Source organism: Ruegeria sp. AO1, from assembly GCF_056535985.1.
Genome location: NZ_JBQFJC010000001.1, coordinates 2,096,452 through 2,112,842, shown reverse-complemented (window position 1 = coordinate 2,112,842; position 16,391 = coordinate 2,096,452). Strand labels below are relative to the sequence as shown.

Here is a 16,391-nt window from a genome sequence, read left to right as displayed (position 1 = left end):
TTATTGTGATTTGGCAGAGAGCGATGCGGCGGGGTTTAACGCCGCAGGCGTATGGGAACAAGGCATGAGTGCCCGATTGCGGCGATCTGGCCGGGATAGTGGAAATGACGACCTTACCGACAACATTGTCCGATTTCGAAGGGCGCTGGCGCCTGACGCGCACAATCCGCGATGCGCGGGCCGGGCAGGTCGTGCAAGCAGAAGGAGAGGCCCTGCTGCAGCGATCCGAGGACGGGCTGATCTACACTGAAGAGGTGACGCTCAACATCCCCGGACAGCCTCCGATTAAAGGAACCCGCAAGTATTTATGGTGCGATGGTGGACGTCGCGTGTTGATCCATTTCGACGACGGGCGGTTTTTCCATGCCTTGACGCTGGGCGAGCAAAACGCCTCGGACCACCATGATTGTGCGCCTGACAGTTACGATGCGGTCTACGATTTCCACGACTGGCCCCGTTGGTCGGTGCAATGGACGGTGAATGGGCCGCGAAAATCCTACGAAATGACCACAGACTATGCTGCGGTAGCGTAATCATGTTGCAGTTTGAGCGCTGACAAGGCATTGCTGGTGCAGAAATCTTGGTCCGAATTGGGAGAAGTTAAGATGAATGTAAACGTTCTGGCCAATGCGTTTGGCCCGCGTGAAGGTACGGCGCTGCTTGTAAAGCAGGTTGTACTGGTCGCTCTGGGCATCGTAGCCTTGGCGGTTGCAGCGAAAATCAAAGTGCCGATGTGGCCCGTTCCGATCACCATGGGCACCTTTGCCGTCCTGACCATCGGCACCGCCTATGGCGCACGTCTGGGTCTGGTCACCATGCTGGGCTACCTGTTGGTCGGCGCACTGGGCTTTGATGTGTTCGCAGGTTCCTCGGCCGAGAAATTCGGTCTGACCTACATGATGGGCGGCACCGGCGGCTATCTGGTTGGCTACCTGATGGCGACCGTTCTGCTGGGCGCTCTGGCCGCGCGCGGCTGGGACCGCTCGGTTACCAAACTGGCACTGGCGCTGTTGCTGGCCAACGTGCTGATCTACGTACCGGGCCTGCTTTGGCTGGGTCAGCTCTACGGTTGGGACAAGCCGATCCTGGAATGGGGTCTGACACCGTTCCTGCTGGGCGACGCAATCAAGCTGGGTCTTGCAGCCCTGCTGATCCCCGCCGTTTGGAAACTGGTCGGCGACGCACGCAGCTAAGCGCCTGAACCTTCCGAAATTCAAACCCGCGCCCCGAGATCCGAGGCGCGGGTTTTTTCGTTTCCAGGCAAGGCGGTGCTGGACAAGACTAGCCGCGACGGGCCAATCTGCGGTCAGTGAAATAACTAGGCAATTGAGATATGCGTATTCGTTTAAAGACGGCTCTGGCGGCCTGCGTGGCCCTTTGGGTCGGGGCGGCTGTGCCAGCTGCCGCAGAAACTCCGGTGACGTATACCGACGCCGGGCGTGCGCTCTTCAGCTTTGCGGTGCCGGATTTCTGGGTGCTGCGCACAGGCGGGCCACGCGACATTGAAGACACCGAGCTGGGCGACCCCCGCGCTGTGGCGCGTGTGATAGGGTTCAAGCCGGTCACGGATGACACGGTCTGGATGGGCTTTGTCTCGCCGGCCGGAGTTACCAGCATTCAGGACGGGTTGCGGTATCTGGATGATATCGACAAGTTTCTGGTGAATGATCCCACGGTTACCAGCACCAGCGACATTCGGATTGCAGGACTGCCTGCCAAGGTGATCCGGGGCACCGGCACGCGAGACGGAGGGGTGAGTTTCACTGCCACCATTATTGATCTGCCCCGTGGGCGCGTTGCGATTGCCGTGACGATCCTGCGGAACGGGGCCGATCCTGCCTATGTGGATGATCTGAACGCCGTGTTCGCGTCGTTCCGGTCTTTGCAATAGGGGGCTCAGATGACACGTAAACTGATGAAGCGATCCGTTCTAGTGTTGGGTCTAGGGATTTCAAGCCTGACTCTGGCGGCCTGTGATGGCGTCAGCGTGGGGGTAGGCGTCGGATATGGTTATGATCCCTTCTACGACTCGATGCTGTGGAACGATTACTATCACGACGTGGATGTGGATATCGATATCGACCGTCCGGACAGGCCGGACCGACCGCCGGTCAACAGACCTCCGGCACGTCCGACGCCGCCGATCGCGAAGCCTCCGGCGCGCCCACGGCCTCCGGTTGCGCGGCCGCCAGCAGCACGGCCTCCGATCCATCGGCCTGCGCCTCGTCGGGGCTGAGAATCGTCAGGCTCAGGGGAGGAGTTCGGTCGTGATATGTGCCGAACCCTCCAACGTGCGATGCACTGGGCATTTGTCGGCGATTTCCAGAAGACGGTCGCGCTGGGCCTGATCCAGAGGCCCCTCAAGCCGAATCTTGCGGCGGAACAGATCGACCTTGGCGTCCCCGTTAAGCCCAGCATCCTGCGCGTGGACCTTATTGTGACACACATCGACCGACACGCTGGTCAGCGGCCACTTCTTGCGCCGCGCATACATGCGGATCGTCATCGACGTACACGCCCCAAGCCCAGACGAGACAAAGCCGTACGGCGACATACCCCGATCAGTGCCGCCGTATGAGGCGGGCTCATCCGCCACGACGTGATGGCGCGGTCCGGCTTGGATATCCTGCAGGAAGCCATTGGGATCGGCCTCGGTCACTCGGACAACACCTTCGGGCGCGCCCGGTGGCGGGGCAGGTGGGCGGAGTTCGATATAGCGCGAAACCCATGCTGAAATGACGTCAGCGGCATATTCGGCGTCTTTGGCCCGCGTGATCAGGTGATCGGCATCGTCGAGTGTCACGAAGCTCTTGGGGTGTTTGGCGGCCAAAAAGAGCGTGCTGGCGTTGTCGATGCTCACCGTTTCATCCCGCGGCGCGTGCAAGATCAAAAGTGCGGCCTTGAGGTCGGCAACCGAGGGGGTCAGCGCAGCCTCCGAAATATCATCGACAAAGGCCTTGCCGATGCGGAAGGGGCGACCGCCCAGAGACACCTCGGCGCTGCCTTCTTGTTCGATCTCGGGCAGAGCCTGTTCGAAATGGTGCGAGACGTGTCCCGGATCGGCTGGTGCCCCAAGCGTTACCACCGCCTTGACCGAAGGAATGCCCGCCCGCGCGCGCAGAACCGCAGCGCCACCCAGCGAATGCCCGATCAGCAATGTAGGGGCCATGTCTCGGCCCGCAAGGTAGTGCGCCGCCGCGATCAGGTCTTCGACATTGGAGGTGAAGGTTGTGTTTGCGAACTCGCCCTCGGAATGGCCCAGTCCCGTGAAATCAAAACGCAAAACGGCAATGCCCATTGCCGCCAAACGGGCCGAAATCCGACGCGCGGCAGGAATGTCCTTTGAGCAGGTGAAGCAATGCGCAAACAGAGCGGTCGCCAGGACGGGTCCTTCCGGCATGTCGAGTCGCGCGGCAAGACGGCCACCGTCGTGACCGGCAAAAGTGATGCGTTCGGTGGGCATGGCAGTTCCTTGGATTTCGGTATGGGATCAATAGTGTGCAGTTGTGCCGGATGTCTCAACCCCATTGTAGGAAGCGTCACGGGAAGGTGAGCAAAAACCAGTGAATATTTCGGTATTCACGAAATGTGATGATACACACATCAAATATTCGTTTTCATAATTGATCTCTTCGCCCCATCTTGCAGCTGTCACACCAAGCAAGACAAGGAGACCGAGATGACACATACGGCATGCGCCCCTCGCCAGCATAACCTTCGCGCTGATCTGCTGATCCTTATCGCGCTCAGCGGGGTATTGGGCTTTTCACTGGGTCAGAATTGGGAAAGGGCGACCCCGACCAGTGTCGAAGCCGCCCTTCCATCCGAGGATTGGCACGGGAATGTCCGGCGCTCAACCTGGCCGGACTGAGTGCTTATTCCAGCCCCATCAAGCGGGCATCAAACGGGTATTTGGTCAGGTTCTCATAGCCGTCTTCGGTGATCAGAACCTGATCCTCCAGCTTGATCGAGAAGTCCCCACCGACCTCACCAACAGCGGCCTCGACGCACAGGACCATGCCGGGTTCGAGCGGGTAGTCATAGGCGCCCGCGACCGCTTTGTCCGAGTAAGCGACCAGAGGCCATTCATCGCACAGACCGACGCCATGCATCAGGCAGCCGTATTTCTGGGCCTGGAACTTGTCGTCGAGTTTGTGCGCATTTGCGGTAAGCTCAGGGATCATGACGCCGGGTTTGAGCATTTCCATGTTGGTCATGATATGCTCATGCGCGTGCTGCATGGCATAGACCATGTCCGGGCGCGGCTTCTGGTCACCGATCCACCATGTGCGTGAGATATCGATGCAGATCCCGTATGAACCGACCAGATCGGTATCAAAGGCGATGATCTCGTTCTGTTGCGTGATGCGTGGGCCGCACTCTTGGAACCACGGGTTGGTGCGCTGGCCCGAGGCCAGCAGGCGAGTTTCAATCCATTCGCCACCGCGGCGGATGTTCTCGGCGTGCAAAACTGCCCAGATGTCATCTTCCGAAGTCTTGCCATCCCCAACATTGGCGCGGGCGAATTTCTCCATCTCGGCCACGGCGGTTTCGCAGGCGTGGCTGGCGCAGCGCATGGCCAGAATCTCATCCGGGCCTTTGATGGCGCGGGTTTTCTCGGTCAGCTCTTCGCCTTCCATCACCTCGAAACCCTGCACCTCAAGCGCGCGCAGCCCGTGCAACATGATCTTGTCGACGGCCAGACGCTTGTTGCCGCCGCTATGTTCCTCGATCAGGACCCGCACCTCGTTCGAGAACACATCCGCCGCGACATCCACCTTGTCGCCTCGGTCGAAATAGAACAGGTCCGCGCCCGAGCGCTGCTCGCGCACCAGCGGGTTGAATTCGGATAGGAAGGGCGAGTTCTTGTAGTCCCAGATCACCATATACCCGTCAGCGCACAGCAGAACGGCGCGGAATGGGTTGTGGGTGTTCCACAGCTGCATGTTCGTGCTGTCGGTTGCATAGCGGATATTGAGCGGGTCAAAAATCAGCAGCCCGCCATAACCACGATCCACGATGGCTTGGGTCAGACGCTTCCAGCGATGCTCGCGCATACGCTCGAGGTTGGGCAGGGTCAGCCCGGCCTCGGCCCATTCTTCAAAGGCAAGCTGGGTGGGCCCGATTTCGATTCGGTCATTGTCATTCGGCGTGCCGTCGCCGAGCGTTGCGCCTCGGGTCGGGTCAATTTTACGCGTGTCACGGTAATGCTGGTTCATGACTGGCCTCTGCTGGTTCACCCGAGAGGTATCAAACTTCGGTCTGGGGTGTCCCAGAAGAATACGACGGATTCTTGGTCGCTTTTTTACCGACAGTCGGTCAGGCTGATGATAAGTGGATGGCATGGTTGCCATTTTACAGTCCAGTATCCCATACGATCCGAGCCAAACCCGTGCCTTGCCAGGCATTCAGCCCACCGATATGTCGGAATGGTTGCATCAGGACGATGCCTTCGCCGCGCAGATGGCGCACCGCGCTACCTTGTTGAAAAACCAGCGGGACGATGTTCTGGCCCTGTCCACCGAGGCGGAGCCAGCCGCACAGGAGTTGTTACAGCTTGTGCTGCGTCAAACCTACCCAGAGGCGACTGACTGCGCTTTGCGTTTGGATGGCGTTCGCGTGCCGATTGATTTTGCAAACCCGTTGGATACGCTGTGCAATCTGGTGCAAGAGGATTTCTGCATCCTTCAGAAGCACGGGGATGAGCATGTTCTGACCGGTGCGATCTTGTGCTTTCCGGCCAGTTGGCTCTTGCGTGAAAAGTTCATGCGGCCGTTGGTGGGAATTCATGTGCCCGTGGACAGCTATGATGACAATATCGCCCGTCGCGTGCAGCGCCTATTTGACGGGATACAACCGGGGCGACCGCTCTGGCGGTTCAATGCCCTATGGTACGACGACCCCGAGCTGCACCAGCCCCGTAGTGCCAGCGAACGGCGTGAAATCCGCGATCATGGTCGCGCCCCATATTTGCGTAGCGAACGTCAGACCCTTCTGCGCCTGCCGGAAACACGGGCAGTGGTGTTTTCGATCCATACCTATGTTTTGGCAGCAAACCAGATGCCAGAAATGGAAAACCCCGCCTGATGGCGGGGCCTCCAAGGAGGGTCTTCGGTAATAAAGTTACATGCCGAGCGCGGTGGCGACATCGGCAAATGCATTGCTGGCGTTCAGCGCAACGATGGCAAAGGTAAAGACCAGAACCTGAGTGTTCAGGCGGAAATCCTCGCCCCGGATCAGGTTGACTGCGGCCATCGACACAGCAATCGGAGCCGACATGCTGGCGACGACACCAGTCAGGCACCAGCTACTCAGCCGCAGGGCGTCGCTTGGACGATCGGATGTGTCCTCTTGCGGATCAGGTGTCGCTTGCGCCACTGGGTCATCTTCGGTTCGAAAGGCGATGCTCAGCAATTGCTCATCGGTCAGTTGGATGGGGCGGGGGGCAGGTTTGGCAGTTTCAGGCTCTTCGGGTTCCGGATAGTTCAACCCTGCAAACTGTCCGCTGACCGACTGAAAGATCTGTTTGCGATTTCTGGGTTTGGTCGGTGCGAGCGTGTCAAAGGCGCTCATGAACTGCTCGACTGTCAGAACCGTATGAGGCGACAGCCACTCCACCCGCTGGGATGAGCAGATGTCGACCATGCGATACAGGATAACCACCAGCATCAACTCCGAGATTTCGGAATCATCCAGCAAGGGGGACACTGGGGAGATGTTGATAACCAAACGGTTGCGAGGACGCGACGCAGACGGCCTGACCAAGGTTTTCAGGCCGGCGGCACGGTCCAGACGCTCATGCCGGTCGTTGGGCTGCAGGTCCTCGGTCTCGAGCGTCAACCGCACGAGATACTGGCTGCAGACGATGCTGGCCTCAGTGTTGCTCAGCAGGGCCTTGCGCTCAACGAGGTGGCCGTAGTCCTCTAAGGTCGCAGCGACAATTGTTCCGAAACGCTCGACCGCGCCGTCGGTGTCGCCTGCAAACTGCAAGCCGCCATGATAGCTGTGCTTTTTGGTCACTGCGCATTCCTTTGCCGCAAGTCGTCTTGGGCATCATTCTAAAGCGCGATGTGGGGCAGAATTTGACGAAATTACAAAAAAATCGAAATTCAGATGGATTGACTACGCTTTGGAAACCAAGCGATTGAGGCTTTTTCCGTGCAACTATGGCGATATTGTGGCTGAACTGTGAGGGGTGCGCGGCGGGATCGCGGCCGGGCTATCCATCGATTCGGGCAGCCATTATCGCGATAGATTGCTGGTAGACCGAGGCGGCGTTCCACTGTTGGATAACCTTGAAATTTGGCTGCCCTGGCTGGTAGCCGCGACCGGGTTTCCAGCCTTTCTTGCGCAGGAAATTGGCGGTTGAGGCCAGCGCATCCGTCATGTTGTAGAAATCCACACGCCGGTCCCCAGTGGCATCGACACCATAGGTCAGCGCGTTGCCGGGTAGAAACTGAGTATGGCCCAACTCGCCATGTTTTGCCCCTTTTGTCGCCATGGTAATACTACCTTGATCGACCAGCTTCAGTGCCCCAATTGCATGGGGAATGAAGAACTCGGATCGGCGACAATCATAGGCCAGAGTGGTTATTGCTGACACAACCTGACTGTCGCCCATAAAACCTCCAAAGCCGGTTTCCATACCGTGGATGGCGATCAGAACCCCTGCCGGAACTCCATATTGGCGTTCTAACGCGGCGTAGAATTCCGGGTTTCTGGCCTTCCGTTTGCGTCCCTGCGCTACGATGGTATCGGCACCGCGCACGCGCATGAATTTATCCAGCGAGTATTTGAAGCTTTTCTGGTTTCGATCTGCGGCAATGGTTCCGGTCGCATATTGCGTCTGTGCTAGGGCTTGCAAGCCCTTCTTCTTCACCCCGGATTTCTTGGCCTGCCTGGCAAAATCAGCTTTCCAGGCCTCGAACCCGGCACTGGTGTTCCCACAGGGGGCCGCGAGACCAAGCGTCGGTGCAAACATGGCGAGCGTCAGGGTTAGAATGCGCAACATCAGGTCAATTCCCTCATACAATCTGCATCAAGGCTAAACGCCAGTTCTTGCTTCGCAAAGGGTTTAATACAGGTCCAACTCGCCTGCTTGCTTGAGGTCTTCGAACCACTCATCGGGCGTTTTGTCGATCTTGGCGTGTTTGACCATCATCGCGTTCATATTCGGCAGGTCCGAGGAGTCAGGCCAGTTCTCCGGCTGCCAGAGGTTGGAGCGGATGACGCATTTGGGGCAGTGGGCAAAGGCGGTTTCGACATGGACCAGCAGAGCCAGCTTGGGCGCCTTGCCTTTGATAGCCATGCTCTTCAAGAGCGTTTTATCGGCACAGATGCGCGCCGTACCGCGAAGGCGCAGCGTCTCCATCTTGCCGGGGACGAAAAAGATCACACTGACGCGTGGGTCTTTCAGAACGTTGTGAAAGGTATCGACGCGCTTGTTGCCGGGGCGGTCGGGGATGGCGAGCAAGTTGTCCGAGATGACATGAACGAAGCCTTCGGGGTCGCCACGCGGGGAGATATCGAGATACCCTTCCGGGTTCGCTGACGCGATCAGGCAGAAGGTGGACCTGTCTATGAAGTCCCGGCACATCTGATCCAGAGCCGACTGCTCCTTTGCGATGATCTGAGGCAATGGCGCGCCGGTGAAGCCTTCCAGCTGTTCAGCCGAGGTCACATATTCGGTGAATTGCGCGAACGGGTCATCGGATGACATGCGCTCTCTCCCAACCTGTTTTGACTTTCAGTTTGAAAGATCACGCCATATCAGACAAGGGCGCCCGAATGGACGCCCTTGGAATGGAAGGTCTGCAACCGGCTTAGCAGCTGTAGTACATGCCGTATTCTACCGGGTGCGGTGTATGCTCGTAGGTTTCGACCTCTTCCATCTTCAGTGCAATGTAGCCGTCGATCTGGTCTTTGGTGAACACGTCGCCCTGCAGCAGGAAGTCGTGATCGGATGCCAGAGCTTCCAGAGCCTCACGCAGCGAGCCGCAAACGGTCGGGATGTCGGCCAGTTCTTCGGCAGGCAGATCGTAAAGGTTCTTGTCCATGGCTTCGCCCGGATCGATCTTGTTCTTGATGCCGTCCAGACCAGCCATCAGCAGTGCGGCAAACGCCAAGTAGGGGTTCGCAGCTGGATCCGGGAAGCGGGCCTCAACGCGCTTGGCTTTCGGGCTCTCGGTCCACGGAATACGGACACAACCCGAACGGTTACGGGCCGAGTAGGCACGCAGAACAGGTGCTTCGAAGCCCGGGATCAGACGCTTGTAGCTGTTGGTCGACGGGTTGGTGAACGCGTTCAGGGTCTTCGCGTGTTTCAGAACGCCGCCAATGAAGTTCAGTGCTTCGTCCGACAGGTCGGCGTATTTGTCGCCAGCGAACAGAGGCTTGCCGTCTTTCCAGATCGACATGTTCACGTGCATGCCGGTGCCGTTGTCACCTGCGATAGGCTTCGGCATGAAGGTGGCCGATTTGCCGTAGGCATGTGCAACGTTGTGGATGACGTATTTGTACTTCTGCAACTCGTCAGCTTGCTTGGTCAGGCTGTCAAAGATCAGGCCCAGCTCGTGCTGACAGGACGCAACCTCGTGGTGGTGCTTGTCCACTTTCATGCCCAGACGCTTCATAGTCGACAGCATTTCCGAACGCAGGTCTTGTGCTTCGTCAACTGGGTTCACGGGGAAGTAGCCGCCCTTGACGCCCGGACGATGGCCCATGTTGCCCATCTCGTACTCGGTGTCAGTATTCCACGACGCATCAGTTGCATCAACTTCGTATGATACCTTATTGATACTGTTTGAGAAACGGACGTCATCGAACAGGAAGAATTCGGCTTCGGGGCCCATGTAGGCGACATCACCGATACCCGAGGATTTCAGGTATGCTTCAGCTTTCTGAGCGGTGCCGCGAGGATCACGCTCATAGGCTTCGCCGGTGTCGGGCTCAACAATCGAGCAGTGCAAGCAGATGGTCTTTTCCGCATAGAACGGGTCGACATAGGCGCTTTCGGTGTCGGGCATCAGTTTCATGTCCGACGCTTCGATCGACTTCCAGCCCGCAATGGACGAACCGTCGAACATGAAGCCTTCTTCCAGGAAGTCTTCATCGACCTGGTCGGCCATGATGGTCACGTGCTGAAGCTTGCCGCGCGGGTCGGTGAAACGGATGTCGACGTACTCTGCGCCTTCTTCCTTGATCAGCTGAAGAACTGCGTCCTTGCTCATTCTCTTGATTCCTCTGGGTTGAAGATGTGTGTGTTACAGGGCTTCCGAACCGGTCTCGCCGGTACGGATGCGAATGGCTTGCTCGACAGGTGAGACAAAGATCTTGCCGTCACCGATCTTGTCGGTTTTCGCGGCCGAGACGATGGCTTCGATCGCGGCGTCAACCTGATCGTCGTCGAGTACGACCTCAACTTTTACTTTGGGCAGAAAGTCGACGACATATTCCGCGCCGCGATACAGCTCGGTGTGACCTTTCTGGCGGCCAAAGCCTTTGACTTCGATCACGCTGAGACCCTGGACGCCAACGTCCTGCAGTGCCTCTTTCACTTCGTCCAGTTTGAACGGCTTGATGATCGCTTCGATCTTTTTCATTCCGGCTCACCTTGCATGGTTGTCTGAAGTGCAGTGATCACGTCTAAAGGGATGCAGCAATCCGATTGCGCGCTTCGGCGTGATCTGGTGCATTGAAAAAAGGCGCATGGTCAAATTTTGATCGGTTTGCACAAAAAGTAATCGAAATTGAATCGCGTGAGGATTTGAGATGGTTGATTTGCTGACAGCTGCGCAGATGGGTGCGCTGGAACGCGTGGCTATCGACTCGGGCGAGGTGACCGGACTGCAGCTGATGGAGCGCGCCGGTCAGGGCGTTGTGGACGCGATCTTCGAGGAATGGCCAGAGCTGAGGGATCGAGTGGCCAGCCTCTCGAGCTCCCCGGGATATTTACAGCCAGATGAAGCGGATCCCTTGCGCGCCATTGTGCTGTGCGGACCCGGGAACAATGGGGGCGACGGGTTTGTGGTGGCGCGGCTGCTTCGACAGTTGGGGTGGGCGGTTGAGGTGGTCTTGTTTGGCGACCCGTCAAAACTGCCTGAGGACGCGCGGACGAACTATGAGCGGTGGGGTGGACCAACACGCCCGGCGGCGGATTTGGGGGGCGAGGATTTGCACCTCCCGGATGTGTCGATTGATGCGCTGTTTGGGACCGGGTTGGCCCGACCAATCGACGATCCTGCGCTTTGGGAACACCTTTGGGCGCATGATGATGCAGCAGATGCGTGGGCTTTGCGGCAGCAGGGGTGCGGTACAGATATCATGCCACCGCGGACGGTCGCGATTGATCTGCCCTCGGGGCTTTGCTCGGATTCGGGGAAGGTATTGGGGGGTGCGTTTCCGGCACATGGTCGGAGGTGTGCCCACTCGGCCCTTACGGTCACGTTTCATTCGCGCAAACTTGGGCATGTACTGGGGGATGGAGCGTCCTATTGCGGGAAGCTGGTCGTCAAGGATATCGGGCTTAAGGGTGAGCCGAGCGCGCCCGAGGTGGTGACGGCGGTTCAGCAGCCGTCTGGCGAGGAGTTAGGGAAGGGGGCGCCAGGCCACAAATACGCGCATGGGCATGCTTTGATTCTGACGGGTGGGTTTGGAAAAACCGGAGCCGCGCGACTTTCGGGGTGGGGGGCGTTACGGATTGGGGCAGGGTTGGTGACATTGGGTGTTCCGCCCTCAGCGCAGATGGAGGTGGCCTCTCAGATCACGGCCCTGATGATGAAGCGGGTCGAAGGGGGCGATGACCTGCGCGGCATTCTGACGGATCATCGACTTAACGCTTTGTGTCTTGGTCCTGGAATGGGTGTTGAGCGGGCGGCGGATCTGGTACCTGTTGCCCTCGCGGCGAAGCGCGCGACGGTGTTGGACGCGGATGCGCTAGCGGCATTTGCCGAAGACCCCTCGGCCTTGTTCGGTCAGCTGCATGAAGGCTGTGTTCTGACGCCTCACGGCGGCGAATTTGCGCGGCTGTTTCCTGATATTGCCGATAAGCTCTCGGCCTCACCGACCCGAGGACCGGCGTTCTCTAAGGTAGATGCAATGCGTGAGGCTGCAAAGCGCGCAGGCTGCGTAGTGCTGTTCAAAGGGCCAGATACGGTGATCGCCGCCCCGGACGGGCGGTGTTCGGTTCACTCGGCGCAGTATGAGCGCGCGGCCCCTTGGCTGGCGACGGCCGGGTCCGGGGATGTGTTGGCCGGTTTCATCACCGGATTATTGGCTCGGGGGTTCGACGCGATGGATGCGGCGGAGACGGCGGTGTGGCTTCATGTGGAATGCGCGCGTCGGTTCGGTCCCGGATTAATCGCTGAAGACCTGCCTGAGGTCTTGCCTGATGTTTATAAGTGTATGAATATGTAAAAGCGTCTTGCGCGACCGGGATGCGAAAATCACATCTGATCGCGCGTCCGTTACAGGAATTTCCCTGTGCGCATAGCGGCTATTTGCTGCACTCATGAGAAGCTGTCAGATTTTTCTTGGGGGCAGCCCGTTGTTTTCGCGGGAAGGCAGTTATATGATTGAATTAAAAGAACTTATCTTGATTGCACCAAGATATTCTGTTGCGGATTCGCCACCTTCTTTTGGCGTAGGGCGCGCCCCATTGGAACGGCTCGGTGTGGTGAGCATGTGAGCAAGACCTAATAATAAACCCTTTCAAGGTGAGTGACATGACCCTTAACCTGAAAACCTCGTCTGTTGCCGCGATTTTGGCGGCGACCACGGCCATTCCGGCTGCGGCTGAGCTGAAATACGAAAACAATAGCGGCGGATATGTAGAGCTCTACGGACAGTTCAACCCCGCGCTGATCTCAGTTGACGACGGACAAGACACCGAGACACGTTTGCTGGACAACGACCTGTCCAACAGCCGTGTCGGCTTGCGCCTTATGCAGCCTTACGGTGACAACGAGTTTACGTTTCGGCTCGAAACCGGACTAGGACTGCCAAACTCGAGCGAATGGAACCAGCTGGGTACGGATTTCAGCGGTTGGACGCGGGAAGATATCCGTCACGTGGATTTCGCGCTGAAGGGCGGCTACGGTAAGTTCTCGGCGGGGCAGGGCAGCATGGCTTCGGACGGGGCGGCTGAGACGGACTTGTCTTATGTTGGAACGGCGCTCTATTCGTTCACCAACGATGAGAACTCGGGCTTCTTCTATCGCGGAACCGATGGGGTACTCAGCGACATTACGGTCGGTGACTCCAGCAGCAACTTCGACGGTGGCCGCCGGACGCGCGTACGCTACGATACGCCTGACTTCAACGGGTTCAGTGCAGCTATCGCCTATGGTGAAAACGCGCTCTCCAGCAGCGACGATGACACGTATTACGACTTTGCGATCGCGTATAACAACACCTTTGCCGGTGGCGTCGAGTTTGCTGCCAGCGTGGCCTATGCAGTGCGAGACTTCGACAATGTATCGGGTGAGCGCAAGGATACCATAGGGTCTGCCTCGGTTCTGCTGCCCAGCGGGTTTAGCTTTACCGCTGCTGCAGGGTCGCGGGACGACACCGCAAGTGGCGCATCGGATCCAAGCTTCTGGTACGCAAAAATAGCATACGAGGGCGACTGGGTGGCCTGGGGTAAAACCGGTGTGGGCATCGACTACTACGATGGGTCAGATTTCAACAATGATGGGTCGGACACCAAAGCATGGGGTATTGCTGTCGTGCAGCGGATCGACTCGATCAACACGGATGCATACCTGAAATACCGCAACCACGATTTCGAAGATGGGACGTCGTTCGACAAGAACGAAGCCTGGGTCTTGGGCGCGCGCTGGCAGTTCTGATCAGCGATAGATGTTTCACAAAACGCTCCGGTTCCAGCTGGGGCGTTTTTTTGCTGTTGAAGACGGTAAAACCGGGGTGATCCGGGCATTGCCCCCTTGCACGTGGGCGGCTGGGCAAATAGAAGGCGTCAAATTTGCCCGGCGCGCCGTTTTGCGCGCCCCGAATCCTATGGGGACTACCATAATGCAGGTTACCGAGACGCTGAACGAAGGTCTGAAACGCGGCTACAACATCGTTGTGACCGCAGCCGAGCTGGACGACAAGGTCAACGAGAAGCTGACCGAAGCGCAGCCCGAAGTCGAGATGAAGGGTTTCCGCAAAGGCAAAGTGCCGATGGCGCTGCTGAAAAAGCAGTTTGGCCAGCGTCTGCTAGGCGAAGCCATGCAGGAAACCATCGACGGTGCGATGAACAAGCACTTTGAAGACAGCGGCGACCGCCCTGCGCTGCAGCCCGAGGTCAAGATGACCAACGAGGACTGGAAAGAAGGCGACGATGTCGAGGTCGCGATGTCCTACGAGGCGCTGCCTGAAATCCCGGAAGTTGACCTGAAATCGGTTGAGCTGGAAAAGCTGGTCGTCAAAGCTGATGACGCAGCCGTCGAAGAAGCGCTGAACAACTTGGCCGAAACCGCGCAGGACTTCAAAGCGCGCCGCAAGGGTTCGAAAGCCAAGGACGGCGACCAGATCGTGTTCGACTTTGTTGGCAAGGTTGATGGCGAAGAATTCGAAGGTGGCTCGGCCGAGGACTACCCGCTCGTTCTGGGCTCGAACAGCTTCATCCCCGGTTTCGAAGAGCAACTGGTTGGCGTGAAAGCCGAGGAAGAAAAAGACGTCAACGTCACCTTCCCCGAGGAATACGGCGCCGAGCATCTGGCCGGTAAAGACGCTGTCTTCACCTGCACCATCAAAGAAGTGAAAGAGCCGGTTGCAGCCGAGATCAACGACGAACTGGCAACCAAATTCGGTGCCGAGGATCTGGAAGCCCTGAAGGCCCAGATCTCTGAGCGTCTGGAAGCCGAATATGCCGGTGCTGCACGCGCTGTCATGAAGCGTGGTCTGCTCGACGCGCTGGACACCAAAGTGTCGTTCGACCTGCCTCCGTCGCTGGTTGAAGCCGAAGCCAAGCAAATCGCACACCAGCTGTTCCACGAGGAAAACCCGGATGTGGAAGGCCACGACCACGGCGAGATCGAGCCTTCGGATGAGCACAACAAACTGGCTGAACGCCGCGTGCGTCTGGGTCTGCTGCTGGCCGAGCTGGGTCAGAAGGCCGAGGTTGAAGTTACCGATGCCGAGATGACTCAGGCGATCATGAACCAGGCGCGTCAGTACCCGGGTCAGGAGCGTCAGTTCTTTGAGTTCGTTCAGCAGAACGCACAGATGCAGCAGCAGCTGCGCGCGCCGATTTTCGAAGACAAGGTCGTCGACTACGTGTTCGAACTGGCTCAGGTATCTGACAAAGAAGTCAGCAAGGACGACCTGCAAAAAGCCGTTGAGGCATTGGAAGAGGAATAATCCTCTTCCCCCATTTAGGGGCGCCAAAATAGAAGCGGAGCCGCCTGATCAGGGCGACTCCGCTAGGGTGGCTTTGTACTATGAGGTGAGGGGGTCAGGCCTCATGAGCAAAAGCACGGGGGGTATGTAGCAGAGCGGTCTTCTGCTCTGGCGTGAAGGTGTTGGAGAGCGTCTCGATGAGCCTCAGAACATCTTGCCGTTCGGCCTCGGTCCGCGCTGCGTTCATCTGCTCCACAAAGTATTTCTCAAGCTCTGTGAGTGGTTTGTGGTCGCGATTTGCAGGGTTCTGATCAACCAGCTTCTTGCTGTTGAACAGCTCGAGCGCCTTGTCTTCTTCCAGGAAGACATTGGTTTTGATGCCGGCAAAGTCCCGAATGGCGTCGATACGTTCATCGGTGCAATCCAGAAGGGCGGCAAGGGCCGAGACTTTACCCATCGGCACGGTTTTACCCACATAGTCATAGGGCGCACAGTTCGACCGTTTCAGCACCCGATCCATGATCGGGTCGATCACGGTGATGATGTCCTGGATACCGGCGTTCTTCGCATATTCCAGCGAGCCGATCATCAACTCACAGGTTGCGTAAGATACCGAGTTCTTATCTTTGCCGCGGTTCAGGCGTTGGGTATCGACGCAGAAGCGGGTGGATTCCCACATGGTCGCGCTGCGGATCGGAGGTTCACCATCCAGAATGGCCGAGAACACGTCCGACAACATATGCGGTCCGGTGGTCTGCAGGGCACGCACGGCTGCGACGACATTCCCCCCGTCGTCGAGTCCGATTACGTATGCAGGATCCAGATGGTCGAATTCATCAATCTCTTTGCCGTCTTCGATTTTGACGTCCCAGCCCAAGCGATCGCCGAAAACGCGCGCGCGCAGTTCAAACATTTCGTCAAGAACGTCGCTGAATTGGTGTCTGTTCAGCCCATCTACTACGATGATCATGGTTTCCCCCTTCGAGTGGTTGTTCGGTAAACCGATCGTTACCTGTTTGAAGGGAGATTTCTATTGGGGGTTTCCCGTA

General features: G+C 57.9%; 17 protein-coding genes. 9 read left to right on the top strand and 8 right to left on the bottom strand.

Annotated features, from left to right (window positions below; genetic code table 11):
• Positions 1-104 precede the first annotated feature (104 nt).
• From ACR3FB_RS10455 to ACR3FB_RS10440, 4 genes are all read left to right on the top strand, one after another.
• Complete coding sequence (locus ACR3FB_RS10455) at positions 105-533, top strand: DUF6314 family protein (protein WP_480564007.1); 429 nt, start codon at positions 105-107, stop codon at positions 531-533.
• A 72-nt stretch (positions 534-605) separates the two neighbouring features.
• Positions 606-1,193 carry a biotin transporter BioY gene (locus ACR3FB_RS10450; protein WP_480564009.1) on the top strand — a complete coding sequence of 196 codons (588 nt, stop codon included), beginning with the start codon at positions 606-608 and terminating at the stop codon, positions 1,191-1,193.
• 140 nt (positions 1,194-1,333) lie between these two features.
• A complete protein-coding gene (locus ACR3FB_RS10445; RefSeq protein ID WP_480564011.1) occupies positions 1,334-1,891 on the top strand; it encodes a hypothetical protein in 558 nt (185 codons plus the stop codon).
• Positions 1,892-1,900: 9 nt separating this feature from the next.
• Complete coding sequence (locus tag ACR3FB_RS10440; protein WP_170374057.1) at positions 1,901-2,236, top strand: hypothetical protein; 336 nt, start codon at positions 1,901-1,903, stop codon at positions 2,234-2,236.
• Between the two features lie 12 nt (positions 2,237-2,248).
• Here ACR3FB_RS10440 and ACR3FB_RS10435 read toward each other — a convergent pair whose 3' ends face one another.
• Positions 2,249-3,463 carry a bifunctional alpha/beta hydrolase/OsmC family protein gene (locus ACR3FB_RS10435; protein WP_480564013.1) on the bottom strand — a complete coding sequence of 405 codons (1,215 nt, stop codon included), beginning with the start codon at positions 3,461-3,463 and terminating at the stop codon, positions 2,249-2,251.
• Positions 3,464-3,679: 216 nt separating this feature from the next.
• Between ACR3FB_RS10435 and ACR3FB_RS10430 the strand changes: the two genes are divergently transcribed.
• A complete protein-coding gene (locus tag ACR3FB_RS10430; RefSeq protein WP_170374055.1) occupies positions 3,680-3,871 on the top strand; it encodes a hypothetical protein in 192 nt (63 codons plus the stop codon).
• A gap of 4 nt (positions 3,872-3,875) precedes the next feature.
• Here ACR3FB_RS10430 and dddP read toward each other — a convergent pair whose 3' ends face one another.
• Entirely contained in the window at positions 3,876-5,219 is a 1,344-nt protein-coding gene (gene dddP, locus ACR3FB_RS10425; RefSeq protein WP_480564015.1) for a dimethylsulfonioproprionate lyase DddP, read from the bottom strand.
• Between the two features lie 124 nt (positions 5,220-5,343).
• On the opposite strand from dddP, the gene ACR3FB_RS10420 reads away from it, so the two are divergent.
• Positions 5,344-6,087: a heme-dependent oxidative N-demethylase family protein gene (locus tag ACR3FB_RS10420; protein ID WP_480564017.1), complete on the top strand. Its 744-nt coding sequence runs from the start codon at positions 5,344-5,346 to the stop codon at positions 6,085-6,087.
• 36 nt (positions 6,088-6,123) lie between these two features.
• Here the strand turns inward: ACR3FB_RS10420 and ACR3FB_RS10415 are convergent, their stop codons facing one another.
• The 5 genes from ACR3FB_RS10415 to ACR3FB_RS10395 form a co-directional block, all read right to left on the bottom strand.
• Positions 6,124-7,020, bottom strand: a complete 897-nt coding sequence (locus ACR3FB_RS10415; protein WP_480564019.1) for a hypothetical protein — start codon at positions 7,018-7,020, stop codon at positions 6,124-6,126.
• Positions 7,021-7,219: 199 nt separating this feature from the next.
• Positions 7,220-8,011 carry a lytic murein transglycosylase gene (locus ACR3FB_RS10410; protein WP_480564021.1) on the bottom strand — a complete coding sequence of 264 codons (792 nt, stop codon included), beginning with the start codon at positions 8,009-8,011 and terminating at the stop codon, positions 7,220-7,222.
• Between the two features lie 63 nt (positions 8,012-8,074).
• Positions 8,075-8,719 (bottom strand): MSMEG_1061 family FMN-dependent PPOX-type flavoprotein, encoded by a 645-nt coding sequence (locus ACR3FB_RS10405; RefSeq protein ID WP_480564023.1) that lies wholly within the window; start codon positions 8,717-8,719, stop codon positions 8,075-8,077.
• Between the two features lie 103 nt (positions 8,720-8,822).
• On the bottom strand, positions 8,823-10,229 hold the full coding sequence (glnA, locus tag ACR3FB_RS10400; protein ID WP_480564025.1) for a type I glutamate--ammonia ligase: 1,407 nt from the start codon (positions 10,227-10,229) through the stop codon (positions 8,823-8,825).
• Between the two features lie 33 nt (positions 10,230-10,262).
• Positions 10,263-10,601, bottom strand: a complete 339-nt coding sequence (locus tag ACR3FB_RS10395; protein WP_170325301.1) for a P-II family nitrogen regulator — start codon at positions 10,599-10,601, stop codon at positions 10,263-10,265.
• A gap of 169 nt (positions 10,602-10,770) precedes the next feature.
• Between ACR3FB_RS10395 and ACR3FB_RS10390 the strand changes: the two genes are divergently transcribed.
• The 3 genes from ACR3FB_RS10390 (at position 10,771) to tig (ending at position 15,363) form a co-directional block, all read left to right on the top strand.
• Positions 10,771-12,414, top strand: coding sequence for an NAD(P)H-hydrate dehydratase (locus ACR3FB_RS10390; RefSeq protein WP_480564027.1), 1,644 nt, complete (start codon positions 10,771-10,773; stop codon positions 12,412-12,414).
• Positions 12,415-12,722: 308 nt separating this feature from the next.
• Entirely contained in the window at positions 12,723-13,847 is a 1,125-nt protein-coding gene (locus ACR3FB_RS10385; protein WP_480564029.1) for a porin, read from the top strand.
• Positions 13,848-14,031: 184 nt separating this feature from the next.
• On the top strand, positions 14,032-15,363 hold the full coding sequence (gene tig / locus ACR3FB_RS10380; protein ID WP_170666493.1) for a trigger factor: 1,332 nt from the start codon (positions 14,032-14,034) through the stop codon (positions 15,361-15,363).
• A 94-nt stretch (positions 15,364-15,457) separates the two neighbouring features.
• Here tig and ACR3FB_RS10375 read toward each other — a convergent pair whose 3' ends face one another.
• Positions 15,458-16,312, bottom strand: a complete 855-nt coding sequence (locus ACR3FB_RS10375) for an acyl-homoserine-lactone synthase (RefSeq protein ID WP_480564031.1) — start codon at positions 16,310-16,312, stop codon at positions 15,458-15,460.
• Between the last annotated feature and the right edge of the window lie 79 nt (positions 16,313-16,391).

Coding starts and splice junctions, on each gene's coding strand:
- ACR3FB_RS10395 (WP_170325301.1), bottom strand. CDS start 10,601: ATGAAAAAGATCGAAGCGATCATCAAGCCGTTCAAACTGGACGAAGTG.
- ACR3FB_RS10405 (WP_480564023.1), bottom strand. CDS start 8,719: ATGTCATCCGATGACCCGTTCGCGCAATTCACCGAATATGTGACCTCG.
- glnA (WP_480564025.1), bottom strand. CDS start 10,229: ATGAGCAAGGACGCAGTTCTTCAGCTGATCAAGGAAGAAGGCGCAGAG.
- ACR3FB_RS10435 (WP_480564013.1), bottom strand. CDS start 3,463: ATGCCCACCGAACGCATCACTTTTGCCGGTCACGACGGTGGCCGTCTT.
- ACR3FB_RS10385 (WP_480564029.1), top strand. CDS start 12,723: ATGACCCTTAACCTGAAAACCTCGTCTGTTGCCGCGATTTTGGCGGCG.
- ACR3FB_RS10440 (WP_170374057.1), top strand. CDS start 1,901: ATGACACGTAAACTGATGAAGCGATCCGTTCTAGTGTTGGGTCTAGGG.
- ACR3FB_RS10445 (WP_480564011.1), top strand. CDS start 1,334: ATGCGTATTCGTTTAAAGACGGCTCTGGCGGCCTGCGTGGCCCTTTGG.
- dddP (WP_480564015.1), bottom strand. CDS start 5,219: ATGAACCAGCATTACCGTGACACGCGTAAAATTGACCCGACCCGAGGC.
- ACR3FB_RS10420 (WP_480564017.1), top strand. CDS start 5,344: ATGGTTGCCATTTTACAGTCCAGTATCCCATACGATCCGAGCCAAACC.
- ACR3FB_RS10390 (WP_480564027.1), top strand. CDS start 10,771: ATGGTTGATTTGCTGACAGCTGCGCAGATGGGTGCGCTGGAACGCGTG.
- ACR3FB_RS10410 (WP_480564021.1), bottom strand. CDS start 8,011: ATGTTGCGCATTCTAACCCTGACGCTCGCCATGTTTGCACCGACGCTT.
- ACR3FB_RS10455 (WP_480564007.1), top strand. CDS start 105: ATGACGACCTTACCGACAACATTGTCCGATTTCGAAGGGCGCTGGCGC.
- ACR3FB_RS10450 (WP_480564009.1), top strand. CDS start 606: ATGAATGTAAACGTTCTGGCCAATGCGTTTGGCCCGCGTGAAGGTACG.
- ACR3FB_RS10375 (WP_480564031.1), bottom strand. CDS start 16,312: ATGATCATCGTAGTAGATGGGCTGAACAGACACCAATTCAGCGACGTT.
- ACR3FB_RS10430 (WP_170374055.1), top strand. CDS start 3,680: ATGACACATACGGCATGCGCCCCTCGCCAGCATAACCTTCGCGCTGAT.
- tig (WP_170666493.1), top strand. CDS start 14,032: ATGCAGGTTACCGAGACGCTGAACGAAGGTCTGAAACGCGGCTACAAC.